This is a genomic window from Methanosarcina acetivorans C2A, from assembly GCF_000007345.1.
Classification (GTDB): domain Archaea; phylum Halobacteriota; class Methanosarcinia; order Methanosarcinales; family Methanosarcinaceae; genus Methanosarcina; species Methanosarcina acetivorans.
Map to the genome: position 1 here is coordinate 3,916,380 of NC_003552.1, position 22,457 is coordinate 3,938,836.

General features: G+C 43.0%; 22 protein-coding genes. 9 read left to right on the forward strand and 13 right to left on the reverse strand.

Features of this window, described 5'->3' with window-relative positions; all coding sequences use genetic code 11:
* Window positions 1-43: 43 nt before the first annotated feature.
* On the forward strand, window positions 44-802 hold the full coding sequence (locus MA_RS16500) for a hypothetical protein (protein ID WP_011023093.1): 759 nt from the start codon (window positions 44-46) through the stop codon (window positions 800-802).
* 450 nt (window positions 803-1,252) lie between these two features.
* On the opposite strand, the gene MA_RS16505 is transcribed toward MA_RS16500, so the two are convergent.
* The 9 genes from MA_RS16505 to MA_RS16545 form a co-directional block, all read right to left on the reverse strand.
* Window positions 1,253-1,777, reverse strand: coding sequence for a hypothetical protein (locus MA_RS16505; RefSeq protein ID WP_048065621.1), 525 nt, complete (start codon window positions 1,775-1,777; stop codon window positions 1,253-1,255).
* 80 nt (window positions 1,778-1,857) lie between these two features.
* A complete protein-coding gene (locus tag MA_RS16510; RefSeq protein ID WP_048065622.1) occupies window positions 1,858-2,124 on the reverse strand; it encodes a hypothetical protein in 267 nt (88 codons plus the stop codon).
* Window positions 2,121-3,038, reverse strand: coding sequence for an IS481-like element ISMac4 family transposase (locus tag MA_RS16515; protein WP_011020628.1), 918 nt, complete (start codon window positions 3,036-3,038; stop codon window positions 2,121-2,123). The genes MA_RS16510 and MA_RS16515 overlap by 4 nt, the downstream gene beginning before the upstream one ends.
* A gap of 224 nt (window positions 3,039-3,262) precedes the next feature.
* Complete coding sequence (locus MA_RS28880) at window positions 3,263-3,403, reverse strand: restriction endonuclease subunit S (protein WP_011023096.1); 141 nt, start codon at window positions 3,401-3,403, stop codon at window positions 3,263-3,265.
* 305 nt (window positions 3,404-3,708) lie between these two features.
* Window positions 3,709-4,077 (reverse strand): ATP-binding protein, encoded by a 369-nt coding sequence (locus MA_RS16520; RefSeq protein WP_011023097.1) that lies wholly within the window; start codon window positions 4,075-4,077, stop codon window positions 3,709-3,711.
* Window positions 4,078-4,224: 147 nt separating this feature from the next.
* Window positions 4,225-4,680, reverse strand: coding sequence for a hypothetical protein (locus MA_RS16525; protein WP_048065623.1), 456 nt, complete (start codon window positions 4,678-4,680; stop codon window positions 4,225-4,227).
* A gap of 234 nt (window positions 4,681-4,914) precedes the next feature.
* Window positions 4,915-5,259 carry a CGGC domain-containing protein gene (locus tag MA_RS16530; RefSeq protein ID WP_048065624.1) on the reverse strand — a complete coding sequence of 115 codons (345 nt, stop codon included), beginning with the start codon at window positions 5,257-5,259 and terminating at the stop codon, window positions 4,915-4,917.
* A gap of 42 nt (window positions 5,260-5,301) precedes the next feature.
* On the reverse strand, window positions 5,302-5,640 hold the full coding sequence (locus tag MA_RS16535; RefSeq protein WP_011023100.1) for a cupin domain-containing protein: 339 nt from the start codon (window positions 5,638-5,640) through the stop codon (window positions 5,302-5,304).
* A 442-nt stretch (window positions 5,641-6,082) separates the two neighbouring features.
* Complete coding sequence (locus MA_RS16545; RefSeq protein WP_048066452.1) at window positions 6,083-6,742, reverse strand: NAD(P)/FAD-dependent oxidoreductase; 660 nt, start codon at window positions 6,740-6,742, stop codon at window positions 6,083-6,085.
* Between the two features lie 276 nt (window positions 6,743-7,018).
* On the opposite strand from MA_RS16545, the gene MA_RS16550 reads away from it, so the two are divergent.
* On the forward strand, window positions 7,019-7,375 hold the full coding sequence (locus tag MA_RS16550) for a winged helix-turn-helix transcriptional regulator (protein WP_048065626.1): 357 nt from the start codon (window positions 7,019-7,021) through the stop codon (window positions 7,373-7,375).
* A 51-nt stretch (window positions 7,376-7,426) separates the two neighbouring features.
* On the opposite strand, the gene MA_RS16555 is transcribed toward MA_RS16550, so the two are convergent.
* Window positions 7,427-8,098, reverse strand: coding sequence for an NAD(P)/FAD-dependent oxidoreductase (locus MA_RS16555; RefSeq protein WP_048065627.1), 672 nt, complete (start codon window positions 8,096-8,098; stop codon window positions 7,427-7,429).
* 223 nt (window positions 8,099-8,321) lie between these two features.
* Between MA_RS16555 and MA_RS16560 the strand changes: the two genes are divergently transcribed.
* The gene (locus MA_RS16560; protein ID WP_011023105.1) at window positions 8,322-9,728 is read left to right on the forward strand and encodes an acetate--CoA ligase family protein; all 1,407 of its coding nucleotides are present in this window, start codon (window positions 8,322-8,324) and stop codon (window positions 9,726-9,728) included.
* A gap of 124 nt (window positions 9,729-9,852) precedes the next feature.
* On the opposite strand, the gene MA_RS16565 is transcribed toward MA_RS16560, so the two are convergent.
* The gene (locus tag MA_RS16565; RefSeq protein WP_011023106.1) at window positions 9,853-10,977 is read right to left on the reverse strand and encodes a Glu/Leu/Phe/Val family dehydrogenase; all 1,125 of its coding nucleotides are present in this window, start codon (window positions 10,975-10,977) and stop codon (window positions 9,853-9,855) included.
* A 452-nt stretch (window positions 10,978-11,429) separates the two neighbouring features.
* On the opposite strand from MA_RS16565, the gene MA_RS16570 reads away from it, so the two are divergent.
* From MA_RS16570 to MA_RS16585, 4 genes are all read left to right on the forward strand, one after another.
* Complete coding sequence (locus tag MA_RS16570) at window positions 11,430-12,158, forward strand: class I SAM-dependent methyltransferase (protein ID WP_011023107.1); 729 nt, start codon at window positions 11,430-11,432, stop codon at window positions 12,156-12,158.
* Between the two features lie 901 nt (window positions 12,159-13,059).
* Window positions 13,060-13,884 carry an ABC transporter ATP-binding protein gene (locus tag MA_RS16575; RefSeq protein WP_011023108.1) on the forward strand — a complete coding sequence of 275 codons (825 nt, stop codon included), beginning with the start codon at window positions 13,060-13,062 and terminating at the stop codon, window positions 13,882-13,884.
* A gap of 1 nt (window position 13,885) precedes the next feature.
* Window positions 13,886-15,268, forward strand: coding sequence for a COG1361 S-layer family protein (locus tag MA_RS16580; protein ID WP_011023109.1), 1,383 nt, complete (start codon window positions 13,886-13,888; stop codon window positions 15,266-15,268).
* A gap of 39 nt (window positions 15,269-15,307) precedes the next feature.
* Complete coding sequence (locus MA_RS16585; RefSeq protein ID WP_011023110.1) at window positions 15,308-16,552, forward strand: ABC transporter permease; 1,245 nt, start codon at window positions 15,308-15,310, stop codon at window positions 16,550-16,552.
* 376 nt (window positions 16,553-16,928) lie between these two features.
* Here MA_RS16585 and MA_RS16590 read toward each other — a convergent pair whose 3' ends face one another.
* The gene (locus MA_RS16590; RefSeq protein WP_226990634.1) at window positions 16,929-18,242 is read right to left on the reverse strand and encodes a hypothetical protein; all 1,314 of its coding nucleotides are present in this window, start codon (window positions 18,240-18,242) and stop codon (window positions 16,929-16,931) included.
* A gap of 814 nt (window positions 18,243-19,056) precedes the next feature.
* Here MA_RS16590 and MA_RS16595 point away from each other — a divergent pair.
* Window positions 19,057-19,497 (forward strand): SRPBCC family protein, encoded by a 441-nt coding sequence (locus MA_RS16595; protein WP_226990635.1) that lies wholly within the window; start codon window positions 19,057-19,059, stop codon window positions 19,495-19,497.
* Window positions 19,498-19,572: 75 nt separating this feature from the next.
* Window positions 19,573-20,889: an ATP-grasp domain-containing protein gene (locus tag MA_RS28885; RefSeq protein ID WP_011023113.1), complete on the forward strand. Its 1,317-nt coding sequence runs from the start codon at window positions 19,573-19,575 to the stop codon at window positions 20,887-20,889.
* A gap of 53 nt (window positions 20,890-20,942) precedes the next feature.
* Here MA_RS28885 and MA_RS16605 read toward each other — a convergent pair whose 3' ends face one another.
* Window positions 20,943-21,947: a hypothetical protein gene (locus MA_RS16605; RefSeq protein WP_048065629.1), complete on the reverse strand. Its 1,005-nt coding sequence runs from the start codon at window positions 21,945-21,947 to the stop codon at window positions 20,943-20,945.
* Between the last annotated feature and the right edge of the window lie 510 nt (window positions 21,948-22,457).

The following is a 22,457-nucleotide window of genomic DNA, read 5'->3' on the forward strand; positions in this document are numbered from 1 at the left end:
AAGCCATGTAAACTATTGTTTTATTTTTTGGAGGTATTCCTGATTGAGACAGGAAACCGAGAAAATCGTAGTTCTGGTGAGGGCTACACCAGAGGAAAGTAAAAAGCATGGATATCTTGTATGTGTTGCCGGAATAAATGAGGAGGGAGAATTCAGGAGAGTTTATCCTTTCGAATTTAGCTATGGGGAAAAGTTAATCAATTTTAAGAAGAAAGACCGGATAGAAGTTGTCCTGACAGAACCGGACAACGATCAAAGAAGAGAAAGCAGAAAGCAAATCCGTTACAAGAACCTGCATTCCCCTGTTGAGGACGAAGAGCTAAGAAATTTACTCCGGTCGAAAGTAAGTTCAATAGAAAAACTAACTGAAGAAAATGCAAGTCTTGGAGTAGTAAAGCCTGAACTTTTAGACGTAAAGATCGACATAAATAGCACTGAAATATACGACAAGCAGCAGTACTTCAACTTGATGGGCGATTATCTGGTCGAGAAAAGAGAAAAAGTCAAAATGCCTGTCGAACTGAGATATCATTTCAGGTGCAAAAATGATCCTGCCTGCAAAGGACATCAGATTATTCTGCTCGACTGGGAACTTAACGAGCTTGCAAGAAATGTTATGCGGATAGACACAGATCCGGCATCCATAGAAGAAAAGATCAGGTATAAATTTTTTGATTCCATGCAGGAAAGAGACCTCTATTTTGTAATGGGAACTCACTTCCGTTTCAAAACCTGGATGATTATAGGAATTTTCTACTTAAAGAAGAAAGATGAGAAGCAAAAGAATATTTTTGATTTTTAAAATTGCGGGCTTTTCTATTCTGATAGTGGCCTTAAGAACCACACCTACGCATTTTTCTTGTTTAAATAAGGATAGACGATTTTTGAGTTGGGGTACCGGCGTTCTCACCGGCCGACGAAGGAGGCCGATCTTTCCCGAAAAATAAAAAAGAAAAAGAGCTTGAATTCAAAAAGCAGCAACAGAATTTTTCCTCATCTGAAGGGGTTGGCTAGAGAAAAAAATTATTGAAGATATTCTCAACTTCACCCCTTATATCCAATATGACGATTCAAAGTTCCAAATCTTTTTCTCCCTTGTCCCGACTCTGGGTAGATACACATGTAAACAGAGAAAGGTTCAGAGAAGAATGGTTTGAATAAAAAGTGATAGATTGGACTCAAAAAAGAGTAACAAGAGAAGGAAATAAATCCTTAACCGATGACCAATGAAATTAAATTGATATTACGATTTTTATACTACGTCAATAGAAACTTTAGCGTAACTTATCTCTTCTATTTCTAAATCTAATGGATTGAGCATTTTTAGAACAGTTCGTAAATCTGGTAACAAGAAGTTTAGAGATTCAATTTTAGTATTAGTATTTCCTAAATTGGTTCCATGAACCATACGATTTCTCATACTTGTCAATTTTTCCCAAGCATTGCTCCTAACGTTTATTCCGTGCGCTGCTAGTAACTCTACATTGGAAAAAACATTCTCACAATCATTGCTCTGCAAGTTGAGACTTATTTTCTTTAGACTCAAAGCTTCCTCCAATGCACTATAAACCATTATAATCGCATTATTAATATTAGGATGTATTTGATTCTCATCAGAGTTAGAATTGTCTGAAAGAAGCAGTTTTTCAGCTTCATCAAATCGTTTAACAATCATATACCATTTCTGAGCTAAATATCCTTGATGTAACCATTCTATTGTTTGGTTAAGAGTATCGACAGATGCTCTTGCATCTATTAACGTAATTTTGTACGGCAAATTATGTACCACTACATTTCTTAACTCACGAACAACATGTAGCTTGAAACCTAAGGGACGTGAAATAATTTCTTTGTTGATTAAAAAATCAATTGCAATCTTTGCATTCTTTGGCTGAGAGTTAGTATTATCATATAAATATCACTTGTAATATTCTCAATGAATTTACCAATCTCATAGCAAATATCTTCATAATTTTTACATAAGATAGATTTCTCGACTTCCGCAACAACTTCTCTTTCAACGTCGATATTTATCATATATATCTCCAAAAGAAAAGATATTGATCTGTTTTGTCCTGAAATAATTTCGTTTTGAAACTTTTTTCCTCTTGTCCATGTTTTCACCACCCAAACAATCTCACTCCTATTCTGAACTTTGCCTCAACTGGTAATCTATTCCAGAATGCTTCCTGTGGCGATTCTAACTGTTCAAGTTTCAAAGCTCCATGTGGCCTCTTGTTATACCACTGTACGAATTCTTCAAATGATTCAAACTCTCCTCTAAACCTTTGATATGTATCGAACCATTTCTCTATTTTTCCGTTTGTCTGAGGATGTCTTACCCTTGCAAGTATTGGTTTGATTCCAAGTTCTTCAATGCATCTTTTAAAGTCACTATCCCATGAACCATCCTTATTAATCCTGTGAGCCCCGAATTCACTTCCATGATCCATAATGAGCTCTCTTAAAGGGTATATGTCCCAGTACTCTTTGACAAGTTCATCAATCACTTTAATGGTGTTCTCCGTGTTGCAATGAACGTACTCTCCACCTGCAATTATCATTCTTGATGAATCATCAAGAATGGCACAGACTTGCAGTCCTAACAGGGGATTCTCATGCCAATCGATGTGTGCAGCAGACATGCTGTGTTCGCGTTCGTATCTACACCATTTTCTTCTCTGTTTCTTTTTTCGGTTTTCCTTGGCAAGGTCCATGCTAAGTAGGTAGTTATGGATTCTGTTATGAGATATCTTACGATTATATTTGCCTTCGATGAGAATCTCAAGGTAACAGGCTCCAAACTTATAATCAGAGTAAGTTTGGTCAATCAATTCCTGATCAGAGGAGGATAAGGGGTTCTTTGGTCTTCCAAGATTAATGCCAACTTGAGGAAGCTGACCAGTTTCAACGTATTCTTTGTAGATCTGCTGAACTCGACGGGCTGAGATCCCCTGGATCTCAGCTATCGTCGAGGTAGATTCACCTTTCGATTTTTGAGCAATGATCCAACGTATCTTTTTTCCATTAAGTTTCACAAAAGATAAGGGATTACAACCGACATATTTAGCGCGAAATAATTTCGGGATAAAACAGAAAAGATATTGATCTCTAAAATGTAATAATTATTGTTTATTCTCACCTTTTTCCCTCTTTATCCTCTCAATCAAAACCTCTGCCGTCTCATAATCCCTCCCTTCCTTCTTGCAATCTCAGCCTCTGTCTAAACAAGTTGACAGGAAAATGCCTTTGCAAGAATGGACTACCTGAGTTTTTCTGTTTTTTCTCTTGCCGCTGCAACTTTTGCTTCAATCGAGTCAGCAAAGGCACAGAGGGCATCAACACGCCGGATAATTTCTTGCTGTTCGGGGAGTGGAGGAAGAGGGATTGGTAAATTACCCACTTTTGAAATACTTAGTGTATTTAGCCCCGATGTTAACTAGATGATAAAGTTATATTTTCTCTTCCAATAGACGATAAAAGCCAATAAAGTACATACTTGTTATAAATATCGTAAGAAAAACGTATTTTAATTATATGATTCTGATGAAGGGAAGACAGGGAGTACGGACCCAGATGCTTTCCATCCCGAATTGCGCCTCGGAATCGCAGGAAATCGGGGATTTCATGGGAGTTGCGATGTAATCTCAACAGTACGCAGCCTTTTCACTTCACTCAGGAGGACGAATTTTTGGTAAAGGATGGAAATTAACCGTGGATCAATCTGGGCAAACAGCGAGTACAGACCCAGATACTCTCCATTTTGTGTCTGAGGGGAAGGAGGTAGTGGGTGTCTTCTCCGGCTCCGCATTGGAAGCAGCGAATTGAGATGTCTTTCTTTTTAGGCTGGGCTTCGGTTTTTTCCCTGTTAAATTCGACTGTGTGCCTTTCTTCAATGGAAAGGGCACCTTCGGGGCAGACCCCTATACAGAAGCCCATACCGTCGCAGAGTTCTTCGGATACGACTTTTGCTTTGCCGTTAATGATTTGAATAGCACCTTCAGCACAGGGTGCGACACATTTTCCGCAGCCTGTGCATTTTTCCTCATCAATTTTTATAATTGTTCGTTTTACCATGAAGATTAAACCCCTTCCCTTTAGGTCTTATTCCTTTTCTGGAAAGATATTATTTTATTTGTAGAAGCATCTGGCCTGTCAGACTGGTTGATCTGGTAGACTGACGTTGAAATGGCCAATTTGCCAGAGTGCATGACCAGGAAGAGATCAGATATCGGAGGACATAAAGTTCCATTTGAAATCCGGCAAGTACCCTTCCCTGTAGAGCGTTGTTTTATAATCATCTATTAACTTGCCCATTTTACAGGTATACTTTATAAAATCCGTACCTGCTTCCCCTTTGAACAGGATTCTTTCCGCCTTCTCAAGAAGTTCCGGATGGATAAATACCAGTTCTTCTTTAGTGTGCAAAAAAAGAGCAGAAAAGTCCCTGTGAATACCCATGCTTCTTTTCAGGAGCTCCGTCTTTAAAGTCTCATCAGAGATATAGTTCTTGAATTTCAGGTACGCATGAAAGTCTGCTATATTCTGATTTAAAGAGTTCAAAATCGAGTACAGCATGTTATCGGTTGCAGGAAGGGGAAGATCCTGAAGCTCAGGATGCGCACCTTCATAGATTTCGTTTTCTTCCGTATCTTTGTCCCGGGTTGTATCGTGATCCATTTTTATCACCTGCTATATTTGCAAACCAAATGTTCTACAAATCGAATTTTAGCCAGTGAAGTTGTAATCTGAAACCTCCTTCAGATTTTAGTAATAAGTTACCTTTTTTCCGAACTGGTCTTTTTTCCGAACTAGTCTCTTTTTCCGAACTAGTTTCTTTTTCGGAATTGTCCGTTTTTCTGTAATTGCTTGTCTTTCGTACTCAGCATTGGGTTTGAATCTGCATTGAGTTTTTCAGTGGTGTGTGCCTTCGACTACCTTTATTCCAGCGTCCCGAATCGTCTTTCGGATGGTATCCAGATGAGGGCATTTCGGATAGCTGTCCTCCATGAGCATGCAGGAACTGAGGTGTACTGCATCAAGCTCATACTGTTTCAGAGCTTTTAGCAGCCTGTAAACCCTCCTGCCAGAGCAGCCGCCGCATGTGAAGAAAGCAATTATCTGCGCATCTTTACCGTATGCCTCAAAGTGGGACTTCCTCTCATTGAAGGCTTTGAAGCAGCCCACTCCAGGACAGGTTTCAGAGACGATATCGCATCGGACAACTGCGATTTTTGTGGGTTTTGTTTCGTCAGTCAAGATTAACAGTCCTGCTCACATACTCTTCAGTCATAAACCGCTTTACAGCAGACGGGTTTGTTCAGTCTGCCTCGGAACTTTTACAACAAGCACCCTGAATATCCCCTCTCCAGGATTCAGCAGGCGGTGAGGGACCTTTGCAGGGCTTTCGATCAGCATGTCCCTGCTGACTTCTTCCTGTTCGTCCCCTATCTCAACTATGCCGATGCCTTCCAGGACATAGAAAAACACATCCACAGGCGTTATGTGTTTTTTTAAGACTTCCCCCGGTTTGAGTTCGATGTGCACTGCCTGAGCATGTTCCGTGTCATAGAGCATCCGTACGCTCACATTATGAGGGTTCGGCTTTTCCGGTGAGGATTTCATCTCAACAACTTTCATATGGTTCTCCCCTTTCTGACCATTTTTCTGCTTTTTTCAACCGCGTTTTGTATGTCACATTTAACATTTTCAACCGGATGCCCGTTTTCATCCGTTATTTTTCCGAGATTTTTCCCCGGAGTCTATTATCCGAGATTTTAGTATCCGATATAATTCATTCTGGCATCCGTTCCATAAATGCCTGATCGCTGCAAATTTGTTAGATACGTTTCTTTCTGCCGGATCAGCCACATCAGTAGAACTGTCAGGTGTTTTTCCCATTTTCTCCGGAAGCAAACCGGGAGGTTCAGAGGCAAAATTCCTGAAAGGCACCGATGGGGAACTATTCTGATTAACCCGCCGTTAGCAGTTAACCTGAAAAAGTCTAACTGCATAATGGCGGATAGCTGAACAATGGTTACCGGAACTCAGGCAAAAGCCTGAGAGTTTCAGCCCAACCAAGTTACAGTCCGACCTGGGTTTTGAACTCTTCAAGGCTCATACCATCAATGAATTTTCCGAGCCTCTTTTTTGTGCCGGAGTTTTTGTAGTAGGTAAGGATTCTCTCAACAGCATCAAGAACCTCATCTTCGGAAAGCCCTTTTGCCACGACATCTGCAAGCCTGGGCGTTGCAGCAGCAGAACCTCCGACCATGAGATTATAGCCTTTTGCCGTACCCATTATCCCTATATCCTTGATAGCAGGCTCAGCGCATGAATTCGGGCAGCCGCTAACCCCGATTTTAAGTTTTGAGGGCATGGGCATCCCGTGATATTTTTCATCAAGTTTGAGGCCAAGACCCAGTGAGTCCTGCTTAGCCTGCTTACAGAAAGTCGTCCCCGGGCAGATCTTGATACTTCTTACGCAGAGCCCTATTGCTGCTCCGGGCTTTATGTTAAGGTCAGCCCAGACATTATCAAGATCTTCCTCTTTCAGACCCACGATTGCAATTCTCTGGGCAGAGGTTGCTTTCAGGGCAGCTGCCCCGTACTTCTTCGCAACTTCCGCTATTTTTATGAGAGTGTCCGGGTCAACGACTCCTCCAGGGAGGTGGGGAGCTATTGCGTATGTTTCACGGTCTCTCTGAACGATTGCGCCTTTTTCGGGTAAATTGTCTTTCATGATTGATCCTTTCTCCTCAAACTTGAATGCTGGTATTTTGAACCTGTTCAAAATATCAGGCAGTTGCATAACGAATAAGGCAACACCTTTTGATACGTTTTTTAAGCAGGCTTTAATACAGCCCGAATTTTATGATACTCTGCCCGGCCGTACACTGTACAGAGATCTATCATTTAAAAGCGTTTTTTATAAAAATTGATTTTATAATAGTATCCTTTTGATACCAGTATATTAGAGATACTAATTTATATATCAGACAGTTTCTATGTTTATACTATGAAAGACTGCACCGTCTACAAGACGATGAACGTCATCGGGAAAAGATGGACCATTCATATCCTCCTTGAGCTTCACAAAGGAGAAAAGAAAGAAAAACGCTTCAATGAGCTGAAAAGAAAGCTGGAGTATATAACTCCGAAGATCCTTTCGGAAAGGCTTACAGAGCTTGAAAATGAAGGCCTGATCACAAAAAAATTCGATGACTCTACAAACCCCCCAAAATCGGAATACTACCTCACCGAAAGCGGGACAGATTTCATAAAGATAATACATGCAATCAAACGCTGGGGGCTAAAATGGAAATTCCAGAATGAAGAGTGTGAGAAATTAATTTGTAAGTACTGTGAACATTAAGGGCAAAAAAGATAGAAAAAATAAGGGAAAAAGAGAGTAAAAACACGTTTTTCACTTTTCCCAGAGACCTACTTCCTTTTTGAACTCTTCCAGGCCAATCTCGTCTATAATCGTTCCGAGTCTTTTCCTGTTTTCCCCATAGTCTTTAAAGAACTCTACTATCCTGTCAACGGCTGCCAGGATTTCTTCTTCGGAGAGCCCTTTTGCTACGACGTCGGCAAGCCTTGGTTTAAGTCCGGCAGCGCCTCCCACCATGAGAATGTAGCCTTTTGCCGTACCCATAACCCCTACATCCTTAATCACAGGTTCGGAACAGGAACTGGGGCAGCCGGATACAGCCATTTTCATCATGTAAGGGAGTTTCATCCCTCTATACCGAGCCTCCAGTTTCATCCCAAGGCTCACAGCATCCTGCTGGCCTTTCCTGCAGAACGTTGTGCCAGGGCAGAACTTGACGCCCTTTACAAAAGGTCCGGTAACAATTCCGGCATCCATACCGAGATCTGACCAGGCGGCATCAATATCTTCTTCTTTTAAACCTACAATTGCCATCTTCTGTTCGGAAGTCATTTTCAGGGTTGCAGCCCCGTATTTCTCCGCAACGTCCGCAATTTTCCTCAGGGTTGCAGGGTCGACTATTCCTCCAGGGGTCCTGGGAGCGATTACATATGTTTCTCCGTCGCGCTGAATGATTGCATTTTTTTCAGGAATGGTACTTTTCATAGGTATCGCCTCTCTACATAACAATTATTCCGTCTTATCCTTCCAAACGGACATTCAGGAAAATTATACTTCCATAGTTCAGGAGTTTTTTAACAGTAGTACTTTAAAGATGTTGTTTATAATATAAGAATAGAGGGAAAAAGCGGAGAAGACTTCATACTGCAGAGACCAGCGAAGTTTCTCAGGTTCCTCTTCTCTTAAAGAAAGCCCTGTGAGGTTTTGAATGAGTAAAGAGGGAACGGATAAAGAAAAAACTGGCACTGAAAAAAACCTGAATTTTTTCTTCAAGCCTGAGAACATAGCCCTGATAGGAGCATCCCCTAACCCGGAGAAACTTTCCCACACGGTTCTGGAAAGCCTCCGAAAAATAGGCTTTAAAGGAAAACTCTATCCTGTAAACCCCGGATACAAAGAGATTGAGGGGCTGAAATGTTATTCGGCGCCCGGGGAGATTGAGGACAGGATCGATATTGCTATTTTTGCAGTCCCGGCTAAAGCTGTTCTTGAAATTCTCAAAGGGTCCGTTGAAAACATAAAAGGAGCTGTAATTGTAAGCTCCGGCTTTCGGGAGATGGGGGCCGGCGGAAAGAAAATGGAAGAAGAGCTCAGGGCTCTTTTGAAAGAGAAAGGCATCAGGGCTATGGGTCCCAACTGCCTCGGGATATATGATACAATCTCAAAAGTGGACACCTTTTTCATAGAAGGGGAAAAGATAGAAAGGCCTGCAAGAGGCGGAATTTCCGTGCTTACGCAGAGCGGGTCTTTTGCCGCTGTGATAATGGACGAACTGGCAAATGAAGGGGCAGGCGTTGCAAGGGTCGTAAGCTATGGAAACAAGGTTGATTTGGATGAAAGCGATTGTCTTGACTTTCTTGCGCAGGACGAAGCCACAAAGGCAGTTGCCCTTTACATTGAGTCCGTAGGAGACGGGCGAAGGTTCCTTGAAGCTGCTTCAAACTGCGTAAAAAAGAAACCTGTGGTGGCACTCAAGGTCGGAAAACGGGAACCGGGAGCAAGGGCAGCAAGTTCGCACACCGGAGCAATTAGCGGGAGGTACGAAGCCTATGAAGCCGCCTTCCGGAAAACGGGTATAATCGAAGTTGCAAGTTACGAAGAGTTAAAAGCTGCCTGCAAGGTCCTTAACAGGTATCCCCCCGTAGCAGGAAAAAGAGTCCTGATAATAACCGATGGGGGAGGGATAGGCATCTCCATTGCCGACTCCTGTGAGGAGGCAGGGCTCAAAGTCCCTGAACTTTCCGAAACTGCGGCAAAAAGGCTGAAGGAAAAGCTTCCTCCTTTCGCTTCCGTAAGGAATCCGATAGACCTGACAGGCAGTGTGCGAGATGAACATTATGTCGCTGGCCTGGAGGAAGTTCTATCAGGAGAATATGACCTTGCAATCGTCAGCCTGCTCTGGGGTCCGCCCCTTCTTACCGAGGGGGTTGCGGAAAAAATCCGAAATTTTGCCGACAGCTGCGGAAAACCTATCCTGATCAGCTCCCCTGATGGAAGTTACAGCCGGAAAATGGCTTCAGCATTTACAGATTTCGGAATGCCGGTCTTTTTTACTCCTGAGAGTGCAGTAAGGGCAGCAGCAGTGCTTTGCAGGGGAAATGGTAAGCTGAAATAAGATCAGATCAAGAGAGCTGAAATGAATTTGATCAAAAAAAGCTGAAATAAAATTTGAGCGCAAAAAAACTGAAACTGCCAGAAATTTGAAAAATAAAGGATCGGATCGGGAAAGCGTGCAGAGGTTACACAAATCCCGGTGCGGATGAAAAGATTGACCAGCGCCTGTACCTCATAGCCCTTTTAATTCTTTTTACTGCAAGTTCAACAGCAGCTTCCCTTGGCAAGATTCCTTTTGTTTTTGCAGCTTCCAGGACCTGTTCCGTATTTCCTCTGACCTTTTCTTCAATTGAACCGAAAGCCGTGCATCTGGTAGCTCCCTGGTACTCCGAAGCCGCACAGATCACTCCCCCTGCGTTTGCGATAAAGTCCGGCACGTAAAGAATCCCCTTTTCATAGAGGATTTTTTCCGCTCCCTCGGTGACAGGGATGTTTGCTCCCTCCACCACCAGTTTTGCCTTCAGAAGATGGACATTGCCCTCGTTGATCACATCAGGACGGGCTGCCGGAATCCAGATGTCACAGGGCACAGAAAGAATTTCATCACAGCCAAGCTTTTCCCCTCCGGGGTAGTCAAGCACACTTTTCCCCTCTCTCTTAAGCCTGATCAGGGTATCCACGTCAAGCCCTTCCAAGTCGTGGATCGTACCCTGGGAATCGGCAGCTCCAACAAGGACAGCTCCTTTTCGGGTGAGGAAACGGGCAGCATGTTTTCCGACGGCTCCGAAACCCTGAACAGCTACACGAGCTCCCTTCAATTCGAAGTCACAGTATTGCAACGCAACTTCAGTCGCATGGAAAAGCCCCCAGCCCGTAGCCCCTACTTCATCAAGAGGAATACCTCCTACCTCGCAGGGCAGGCCTACCACCCTTCCGATCTCATCTTTTATGCAGGCCATGCACACCTCATCCGTCCCCATATCCGGGGCGAAGATGTACTCCTCAGTATACCGGAGGGCACTGGCAAGAGCCCTAAGAATCTGGCTTTTCTTTTCCAGAGGCATTTTCGGGTCCCCGTATATGACAACTTTTCCCCCTCCATAAGACAAATCTGCAGCCGCATTCTTGAGCGTCATGGCCCTTGCCAGCCTGAAACATTCTTCGGTGCTCACATCAGGGGCTATCCTTACTCCACCAATGGCAGGCCCCCTTGCAACGTTGTCCACCACAAGTACTGCTTTCAGTCCAACCGACGGTTCGTAAACATGAATTATCTTAAACGGCCCAAGTTCGTCGGCAAATTTGAACATGTCCTCTATAACGATCTCCCCTCGTTTGTTCTCTTAGGTTCGTATGCATCTGAGTTTCAGAATTTTCAGGGCTATGTTACTCTAATAAATATATTACTGCAGGACTCTATTATAGTTTCTGCCAAGTTAATTGCACTTTTTTGTAAATAGAGCATTTCCTAAATAGAGCATTTCCATCATTTCCTTGCAAATGATAAGATGACAGGATCTGGAACTGAGGACAAGACTGCAGGATTGAGAAAGACATAGTCCCGCAGAGTAAACAGGATTTTTAATCAGAAAAAGTATTTCAAAAGCCTTATAATAGTTAATTAAATTATGAATATAAAATATATTATTCCTTAATAAACCTCAGAAAAATGAATCGTTTGTAATTATTTCGAACTTTGGTCTCACCTTCTGTTTTCTCTCCAAGAAATGGCCCGGAAATGTGAACGATAACAAAGAACAGGATGGTTAGCGTGGAAACAGTGTTTAAAAGATCAAAATTCTCCTGGGAAGATTATTTTTCAGATAAAAAGAAAGGCGGACACAGATTTTCAACAGAAGAGTTCCTTGCTAAAGAAGCAAAAGAGAAGCTATTCCACCTTAATGGCGGGAAGACTCTTCTTGACTTCGGGTGTGGGGCAGGGGAGCTACTCATATATTACGCCCCATACTATGAAAAAGTCGTAGGGGTTGATTTCTCCAGGTCCATGCTCCTTGAAGCCAAAAAAAAGGTCCTGAAGCGTAAATATGAAAATGTGGATCTGCTTCTTGCAGACGACAGAACGGTATGGGAGAAGCTAGACACAAAATTTGACCAGATAACTGCAGCCGGGGTGGTTCAGTATCTGACCCCGGAACAGGTTGACAGTTTCATCCGAAATGCTTCCGCGTATCTGAGCGAAGGCGGAAAAATATCTTTTTTTGACATAATTGACCCTAAGCTATATTCTTTGTGGAAAATAGGATGGTTCTCACAAGACTTCATACCCCGGGATATATTGCTCAGAGTATGTACCTGCTGCGTAAAAAGGGTCTCAGCCTTCCTGGAAAACAGACCTGCTGACATAATCGGGAATTCATACAACCCTAACCAGATTGAAAGTATTGCACGAAAAAACGGCTTCCAGATGGAGTATGCGAAATCAGTGTACTATGAATACAGGTATCATGCCATACTTACCAAAATTCCCTGATCCTATTTCAATTTGCAACCCAAACTAAAAGGCGAAGGGTTACTGTTAAATCAATTGCATATGTTATCGCTCAGGCATTAAAATTCTCTTTTTGTTACACTTAATATTAAACCCTGAAGTTCCCTGAATCCGGCTATTTCTTTTCAGGATGTTCGGATTCAGAATCGCACACTTTTGTCCGTATTAAGCCCGCTTCAGCAGCCAGAGCCATCTTCTTCCTGTTGATCTTTCCTATTGATCCGGGTTTTTCAAAAATGAGATTTTGCAAGAGTGAGGAAAACGTGAGAAGGACAAAAAACAGCACATATATATAACAGGTGTCCAGAATATATCGAAAGTCTATGAAAATGTTTTGAATGCAAAAGACATTGAAAATTATAAGGGAAAAGATGGGACATAGAACTGCACCCGGAAAGTTGAAAACCAAATACATTCGGGACGTTCTTGAGAAAAAGAATGAACAGAGAATCAAGGTTCCGGTCCGGAAGGCAGTGTAACACTAATATGGCAATCAAAAATTAGCAGAAGAATTTATTTTCTGCAAATAAACTCAACAAGTTGTCCTGAAAACCAATAGTTTATCCTAAAAATCACTCGTTTATCCAGAAAAATAGTTTAAAGATACGAAGTTACTCTGGAATACAATATTTGCAGAGAACGGATAAGATTTGTTAATAGATTGTTTAATAGTAATCCTTAATAAGTACAGATTTCAAAGAACTTTTGAAACAATAGTGCGAATATGAAGTAAATAATTGTGAAGTTAAACATTTAAAAATCAAATATTTTGAAATGAAACATTGGACCCGATGTAAAAAAGAGAAAAGTTTAGAGATGAAGGGTTTGGATAAGAAATAACTTAAAAAGATCCCTGCCCACGGGAGTTTTTGAGGGAATCAAAATGCAAGCCGATCTCGCAGAGACAGCGACAATGCCATTAAGTTCCACTGTTCAGGAAGCCTCTTTTGAAACTGAAGACTATTCTGATGCTCACGACATTACTGCCGGGTCAGGAAAAAAGCCCCTTATCAAGCTGACAGACGTCTGGAAAATCTACAGGATGGGGGAGATTGATTTTGCAGCCCTCAGCGGGATCGACCTGGAGATCTACAGGGGGGAATTTGTGGTGGTTCTTGGCCCGAGCGGAAGCGGAAAAAGTACACTCATGAACCTGCTGGGCTGCCTGGACTTGCCCTCAAAAGGGACTGTTTTTCTTGACTCAAGGGACATTTCCAGACTTGACGAATCCGAACTTGCCCGCATCAGGGGACAGATGATAGGGTTCATTTTCCAGAGCTTTAACCTGATCCCGACGCTTAACACGCTGGAAAACATCCTTTTGCCCCTGGAATTTCAGGAAGAAGACCCCGCACGGGCAAGAGAAAGGGGAGAATACCTGCTTGAGGTTGTAGGGCTTTCGGATAAGAAACGAAACCTTCCCTCCCAGCTTTCAGGCGGACAGAGGCAGAGAGTTGCAATTGCCCGCTCTCTTGCCGTAAACCCACCTATAATCCTTGCCGATGAACCGACCGGAAACCTGGACAGCAAGACAGGGGACTACATTCTGGGGTTTCTGGCAAAATTACATGAAAAAGAAGGCAAGACGATTATCATTGTCACCCACGACCTGGATCTTGTAAAACACGCAACAAGAGTCGTGTACATCAGAGACGGAAAGATAGAAAAAATCGAACATGTCAATAGAAAAAACATGAAGGGGAAATGAAATGAAAAAAAATTTCATATTAATGCTCCTGGTTCTGCTTTTATCAATCATACCGCTAAACGCCGGGACGGCTCTCGCCAGCGGGTTGATAGACTCCTCCTCAGTACAGGTAAGCCTTACCAACCAGAACCCTGATGCTGCAAGGCCAGGCGAGCCCGTGGAACTCACGGTAAGCATAAAAAACGTGGGGAATAAAGACCTTGAAGACATAACTGTCGAAATTGCCCCCGAGTACCCATTCAGCAAAGTGTCGGGAGAAGCGCTAAAAAAAGAGATAGCTTACCTGAATGCAAGACAGGACGAAGACAGTGCAGGCGTCCTTAAGTTCAAGCTCATGACCGATTCCAACGCTTCTGAGGGCACATACGAAATAGACATAACCACAACTGCAAAATCGGTAGATGGGTCATCCTCGAGTATCATCACAACCACAAAAACCGTTTATCTGGAGGTAAGGGGGAAAGAATATGCCCAGATAGTGACCATAAGCAAGGCAAATATCGACGTGGCAAAGGAAGAACCCCTTGAGTTCATTGTAACAAACACCGGAAACTCCCCCCTCAAGAACATGGTCATCTCCTGGAAAGACCCTGAAGGAGTGATCCTACCGGTATACTCTGACAACACCAAGTACATTAAGTACCTCGAACCCGGAAATTCCATAACCCTTTATTACTCGGTAATGGCAGATGTAAACGCAAATCCCGGGCTTTACACTCTGGACATAAACCTTACTTTTGAAGACTACGAGTCAAATGCAAAGAACATCAGGACAACGGCAGGAATCTTTGTAGGAGGAGAAACCGACTTCGATGTCTCTTTTTCCGAAAGTGATGCGGGAGAGATCTCCCTTTCGGTTGCGAACGTGGGCAATAATATTGCATATTCGGTGAAAGTATCGATCCCGGACCAGGATGAGTACAGAGTCTCGGGAAGTTCCTCAACTATTGTCGGAAACCTTGAAAAAGGGGACTACACTATTGCTACTTTTAATGTAATGAGCGCCCGGACTGCAAACCAGGATGCTGAAAACTCAGAGGGAAGAGCCACTGCTGCCCCGGGAAATGAATCTCCCTCTTTCGGGGTTGAGCCGTCGCTGAAAGTCAGGATCGAATATACGGATGCAAGGGGAGAAAGAATAACTGTCGACAAAGATGTTCCAATTGAGATGACTGCAGCTGCGGGAACCACAGCACCCGGGGGCAGGCCCGGAGCAAGAGATTCCGGCAGCAGCTTGAGTTCGTATCTGACCTATATAGTGGTAATAATAGCTGCAGGAGCAGGAGTAATACTGTACCGCAGGAAAAGGCTGGAAAAAATTGAAAAAGGATCGGGAGATAAAAAACCGGAAGAAAAGCCGGAAGAAGGGAAGCACATCCTTTGAGAGTAAAAATACTGAAAAATAAAAACCGAAGGACGTTTCATGAGAAATTCGACCTACATGAAAATGGCTCTGAATATGCTCCTGCACAGCAAACTTCGGAGCTGGCTGACAATCATAGGGATTGTCATAGGGGTTGGGGCAGTGGTGGGTATCATCTCCCTCGGAGATGCTATGGAGGCAAACGTGCAGAGCAGGCTTGCTGACATGGACCTGACAAAAATCACTATTTCACCCGGATACTCAAGAGCCCAGTCGAACATGCCGGGACCCGGAAGAGGGTGGGGGGGAGGTTCTACGACCGATACCGAACTGACCGATGATGACGTTTCGGCACTGCAGGGCATAGAAGGCATAGCGTACATCACAGGCGAGATTTCCGGCAGGGAGGAAGTAACGTATACAGGAGAAACGGCAACTCTTTCCATCACAGGTGTGGACCCGCAGGTCTGGCAGTACATGACCACCCTCGAAACCGAATCAGGAAGAATGCTCAAACCCTCGGATAAGTATGTCGCAGTTATCGGGAGTGGAGTTGCCAGTGGGATTTATGACCAGGACGTAGGGATAAACCAGGTGGTAACGATCAACGGCAAATCCGTGCGCATAGTAGGAATCCTGGCTGAGGAAGGGGGAAGTGAAGACAGGCAGATCTACATGCCAATCGATGCCGCAGTATACGTGATCGAGGACGCGGAAGAAGACGTCTTTGATTCTATCACGGTAAAAGCCCAGAGTGAAGAGCTGGTAGACAGTGTGGTCACGAAGATTGAAGACAAACTTATGATTTCCCGCCATATTGTGAGGGAAGACGACAGAGACTTTTCCGTAACCGCCTCAAAGTCTATGGCCGAATCCGTAACAGAGATGACGGATTCCATCACCCTTTTCCTCGGGGCAATTGCAGCCGTGTCCCTGCTGGTAGGGGCAGTGGGCATTGCGAACACCATGTTTACTTCTGTCCTTGAAAAGACAAAGGAAATAGGCACGATGAAAGCCATTGGAGCGAAAAACAGGGATATTCTTATGATTTTTGTATATAACTCCGCAATGGTAGGCTTTGTCGGAGGGATCTTTGGAGTTATGCTGGGAGGGCTGGTTTCGGCTCTCTTCCCTTACCTTGGCGTGACTCTGATGAGAGGAGGAAGCGGGACTAGCATCTCTCTTTCCCCTGGCCTGATGACCTTCGGGCTGACTCTTGCGGTCCTGATCGGGGTAATATCGGGAGCAGTCCCTGCATACAGGGCTTCAAAACTGAAACCTGTGGACGCCCTCAGGTATGAGTAACCGGGAACCCTGGAGAAAAAACAAAAGACCTGCAGACAGAGCACAGATCTGCAGGCCATATGTCCGGGGAATCTTCCCCGGCATTGAAGACTCCTTTTTCAGTGCTGCAAATTAAAAAAAGAGCTATGGGAAGAGCAGAGGATATTAAAGCCTGAAGAGCCGGAAACCAGAAGCTCTCCCATTAATTTATTTTTCAGAGGGGCAGGAGATGTCAATGCAATATGGGGCAAATCGTAGAAGATTTAATTCGGAGTTTTTTAGATTCTTCTATTCAGAATTTTTCCTTTTTTAGATTCTTTTATTTGGAATTTTTCCTTTTTTATAGATTCTTTTATTTGGAATTTTTCCTTGTTCAAATTCCTTTTGTTAGGAGTCTTTAATTGTTCAGGCTTTTATTGTCATCAATCCAATCATCTATGAGTGTCCATAGCTCAGAGGAATTGTTGTCGATCAACAAGCTGCTATGTCCCTGGTCGTTCCAGCTTATAGTAGTAACCCGATTGTTTGTATTTCCGACCTCGTTTTCATACCACCATGCACCGTAATCGCCAAAACCTCCCCCAAGTCCGACATAAAGTACCGGAGAATCTATTCGGGAAGAATTAATTTCATAACCCTCAACATTGCCCATCAGGCCGGCCATATACTGGTCCAGATACTTTGGCGCATAAGGTACGGCACCCCCGGTCAGAGTCAAATTAAGCAGCCGGTTTTCGTCAACATAATAGAGGCCGCTAAGATTCCCGCTCCAGTAGTGATAATCCGGAGTATAGGGATATGCGGAGAAACTATATGTCTGGCTTGCCATGAGCCTGAAAAACTGCCTGTTTGTAATAAGTTCGGAAAAATTGTATCCTTCAGGCTCTGTAGAAGCCATACAGGCTACATACATCATTCCTGCCATACTATCATCAGCGTAGACCCCATTTTCGATACTTTCGGTAATCGAAGCAAATTCCTGCATCTGATTCTGTATTAATTCGGAATTTTCGGGATTGTATTCGATAATGATATCAACCGGCACTGCTCTGTCAACAGAGCCTGCAGGGAGATCGTCATACTCACTTGCCTCATAAGCCGTAAGAAGCATTGCCCCGTGACTGTGGCCGATTGCCGTAACCTCTATGTTTTCTGCAGATTTACCGCTTAAGAGAGCTGTATGGCTTCTTGAGGTATTGATACCTTTGTACGTGTCCTGAAGGTATTCCTCGAAAGTCCAATCCTGCATAAAACTGAAATCAGTTTCATCTGCCTGAACGTTTGTTTCTCTCCTATCCAGGATATATGTGCTGTACCCCTGCTGAGCATAGTATATCGCCATGTCGGAATAGAATTCCTCGGTCAAAGCATGCCCGGGCAGAATCACCAGATTCTTATCTGCTTTTGTAGTCCAGGGCCTTTTCTCCCGCACATAGTTTGTAAGAGTTATATTGTCATATTCTCCGGGCCCGACGTTTACCTTAATTTTATATTCTACCACATTCCCGGAAACAGGTCCTATTCTACTGCTTTCTGTAAAAGGCAGACAAGCTTGTGAAACAGTAAACGGAGCAGAGGTATACGAAATTCCCAGCTTGTCCAGCCGGGTATGAATATTCCCAATCTGTAAATCCGGAACTGCAGCTGAAACCGGAGAAGAAACCGCTAACAGAACGAAGAAGGAAACAATTAAATTTATTCGCGTTTTCATGTTTTCACCTATCAATATTTTGAACTGGATGGACTCAAGAAACCATACGTTTTAAAATAAGCCCTATTATTCCCCGTTTTAACGTCAAAAGTAGTAGTGCAAAACAAAAGAAACAGGTCCAAATAGCTAAAGACCGACAGCGTAAAAAGAACCTCTGAACTGCTTCCCCAGGAAAATAAATGGGAATGAGCTTACGGATCAGACTCCTGAGTTCCCTGCGCCCTCAAAACACTACCTTTCAATTAAACAGGATTTGTACAGATAAGAATTGTGATTTTGACTTTCATTTCTATTTTTTTCTAAAGAATGACTATTAAGATAAAGACTGAATCTAACGGACATGGACTTATAATGTTAAAGATCTAAATGTTTACTATTTTGGCTAACATAGTCAGGATGAAGGAGGCTATATTCTTGATCTTCCAGGGAAAGTAAAAGTAAAGTCCTATATTCAAGAAAAAGCTATGTCCCGGATTTGAAAAAAACAGATATGGCAGTATTCGGGCTACTGGCTGTATTTATCCTGAAAGGTGACTGAACACCGCAGGAAAAATAAAAAGCCTGATTTAGCAGTCAAATCGAAACATCAAACGTATTTCCCGTACAAAAGGGGCACACACAGGAGGTATTTGCTCGCTCAAGAGGACTATTTATTGCCCATTAGTATTTACCAGCAAAAAGAAAGTGAAAAATCAAAGTTGAAAACGGCATAAAACACTATGCAATCTGGAATCAAAAAGTACCGGATGATTTGCGAGATAAAAAACAAGTATTTCAACTGCCAATAAACAAAGGGAGAATGGGAAAGCAAAACATGATAACGCTGAAAGATTCCGTCGTAATAAATCGACCGCCGGAAGTTGTTTTTTCATGGTTTGCCCATTTTGAGGAAAACTGCAAAGCCTGGCACAAAGACCACGTACTTGCCAGGTGGGTCAAAGGAAGAAATTTTGAAAAAGGTTCCGTGCTTTATGCCGAGGAATACCTTGGGGGCAAACTGGAAAAGTTGAGCTTTGAAATTACAAATTGCGTACCGAATGAACTTATCGAGTATAAGGTATTGTTCCCGGAGTCCATAATCTGTTCGAAGGGCTCGTTTTCCATAAAGCCTGCCGATGGTGGGAGTGTTTTTACTGCCACACTTTCTTTCCGGTTTGGCAGGGTGCTTTCGAAGCTTGCCGGGAAGAGAGTTGAAGCTATCAGGGTGCATATGAGAGAAGAAGGGGAGAATCTGAAGGTTCTGCTGGAGAAATGAGGAAATTAAGGGTTAGTTCCTCGATAAAAATGTATATTCAAAAATCCAAATTCATAATCCAGGGGAGTAAAGTAGTTGATCATACTTGATGAGCCATACGTTTCTCAAATTCTGAGGGATACCATTGTAGAAATGAACCTGCCTGTCCTGAAAAACTCAACCTCTGAACGCCTGGGCTTAAGCAAGGAAATAAACCTCCTGAAAGACGCCGAATTTATCGAACTTTTCAAAACCGAGAATTCCCGCAAAATTTACAGCAATTCCGAAAATTCCCTTGCCTGGATAGCAAACAACCTCGGGTTTACAGGCATCCCTGAAAAGATCGGGATTTTTAAAGATAAGCTCAGATTCAGGGAACTGATGGGACATATCTATCCTGATTTTTCCTATCAAGGAGTGGATTTTGCCAGCCTGGACGAGCTGGACATTGGAGCCGTCAAAAAACCGTTCATAATCAAACCTGCAATCGGCTTCTTCAGTGCAGGGGTATACAGGGTCGATACCCCAGAAGAATGGGAAAAGGTCCTGCCAGCCTTAAAGCAGGAAATGGAAGACATAGAAGACCTTTTCCCGCCTCAGGTCTTTAACTCCGGAAAATTTGTCCTCGAAGACCACATTGATGGGCCGGAACTTGCGGTAGATGCTTATTATAACAGCGAAGGAAAGCCGGTTATCCTGAATATTCTGGAACATTTGTTTCCTTCGGAAGATGATGTTGAAGATAAGGTCTACACGACTTCAAAAAAGACTATTGAGAACTACCTGGAAGCCGTAACTGAATTGCTTTGCAAGATAAATGAAGTTGCAAAACTGTGGGATTTTGATATAAAGGATTTTGAAATACAGGATTCTGATGTAAGGGATTATGAAAGAAGAGACTCGGAGCTGCGAAATTTTGAACTACCTGATGTACAAGGAAAGGGATTGAGGGATTTCCCGCTGCATATCGAGCTGAGGGTAGATAAAATGGACAGGTTGATACCCATAGAAGTAAACCCGATCAGGTTTGCTGGGTGGTGCACAACCGACATTGCATATTATGCATACGGGATCAATGTCCACAGGTATTTTTGCGAGGGACTGGAACCCGACTGGGAAGAGGTTTTAAGAGATAAAGAGAGGAATGGCAGAACCTACTGTCTTTTGATTGCTAAAAAGCCGGATGAAATTAAAACGGAAAAGATCGAAACATTCGATTACGAGGGTCTTCGTTCCTGTTTTGAAAAGCCCCTAGAGCTCAGGAAGCTTGACTACAGGCAGTATCCGGTTTTTGCATTTCTTTTTACCGAAACAGAAGACAATAGCTGGGAAGAGATCGAGAGATATTTGAAGTCGGATTTAATGGATTTCATCCGAATTCGCGCGGAAAAGGGAGGAAAGGGAGAAAAATAAAACGGCTAGCTGGAAACTGTTTGTCGGAATTCCAGACTTTTTGAGGAGATCTCTCAACCCAGATTCCGATCAGATCGATGTTGCTCATCGATTCTGTCGTACAGCTCTTTCAAAGCCCTGTGAAGCCTTAAGACTTCCTTTTCCCAATCTTTTTTATCGGAATTGGGACAGGACCCTATCTTCACAGCTGCCATCCGCGCATAGTTGCGGGAAATTTTTCGGTTGCTCCAGGAGAGGCCGAAAGCTTGATCGGTTTTTTTGATGCTGTACTTTTCGTGAATTAAAAACTCATATAGTTCAGAAACCCTGTCAGGTTTTTCTCCGGAGCTTTCGGGAAATTCCGGAGAGAAAGTAGCCAGATTCCGGAGCCGGTACTTGACTCCGGAGCTTTCGGGGTAGAGTTTTCCAGAGTTGGCAAACTCAAGCATCTCCCGAAATTCAAGGAAAATATCCGTCTGCCCGAATCCTGAAGGCAGAGTTTTTCCCAGGAGAATAAGGACGTGGATGCATTCGTGAAAGAGGACTTTTGCTATAAGAAACTCGATCCTCTCCTGAAGGTTCCACAACCTTTCAACCAGTTCTTCATCCCACAGTTCATGAGGATTTACCAGGATGAGGGATCTGTAGGTTATTTTCTTATCTTTTCTGGAAACGGTCTTCTTCGGCTCAAAAGTCAATCCCTGCAGCTTTCCTAAAAACTGTACCCGGACTGCAAGCTCCAGGCAGTGTTCCCATCCTCCGGAACGCACACTTTTTACCCTGTAATATTTCCCGTCAAAGTGCACCTTTTTGATCAGCCGGTAAAGGTCCTCACTCTGTTCTTTAATAAGGGATTTTATCATTGGTTCCCGGTAAATGTTCAGGTCAAGCTGGAGAAGCCCGGGAGAAAAAAACAGGTATTCAGAAGCAGGAAACGAAACAGGAACAAATGCCGGGACAAGATATGGGAAAGGGGAAGCTGCAGATGATAAATTTCCCTTTATCCCGGATACATGAAAAACGGGGTTTTTCGTTAACGAAGTCTTTTTTGTTCCTGTTCCCTGAATTTCCTGCTTCATGAATTTACCCCTCACAAATACTTTTTCCCCATATTACTAATTTAATTCAGTAACATAATAATCAATTTCTGTGTTAACATGTAATATTATGAGTTACTGGATTTATACTTTTTCATATAAAGTGAAAATGTTGTATGAATAGCGAGGAGATATAAAAAATGAGGTTTTTCGAAAAATTGAAAATGAAAGTTGCGCTGGCCCACCCTTGCTGGCTCACCCCGCTGCGAGCAACGAAGTATGCTCACGTTGTAGCTCCGAGAAGGGGCATGTAAAAGTGAAAAATCAGAAATAAAAAACCAGAAATTGCTTTGAAAACCAGATTTGCAGGATTATACCGGATAAAGGGCCAGCATAGATTTGCAACAAATATAAAAAAGTTAATGGATTCAATTATTCTCTGTCATTAAATCATCAAATATAATTCACAGGATACGACCTCTCAATTACCAATCGGTTCTTTCACATTTTTCTGATCTAATGTCTTGAAGGTTATTCCAGATATTTTAATCA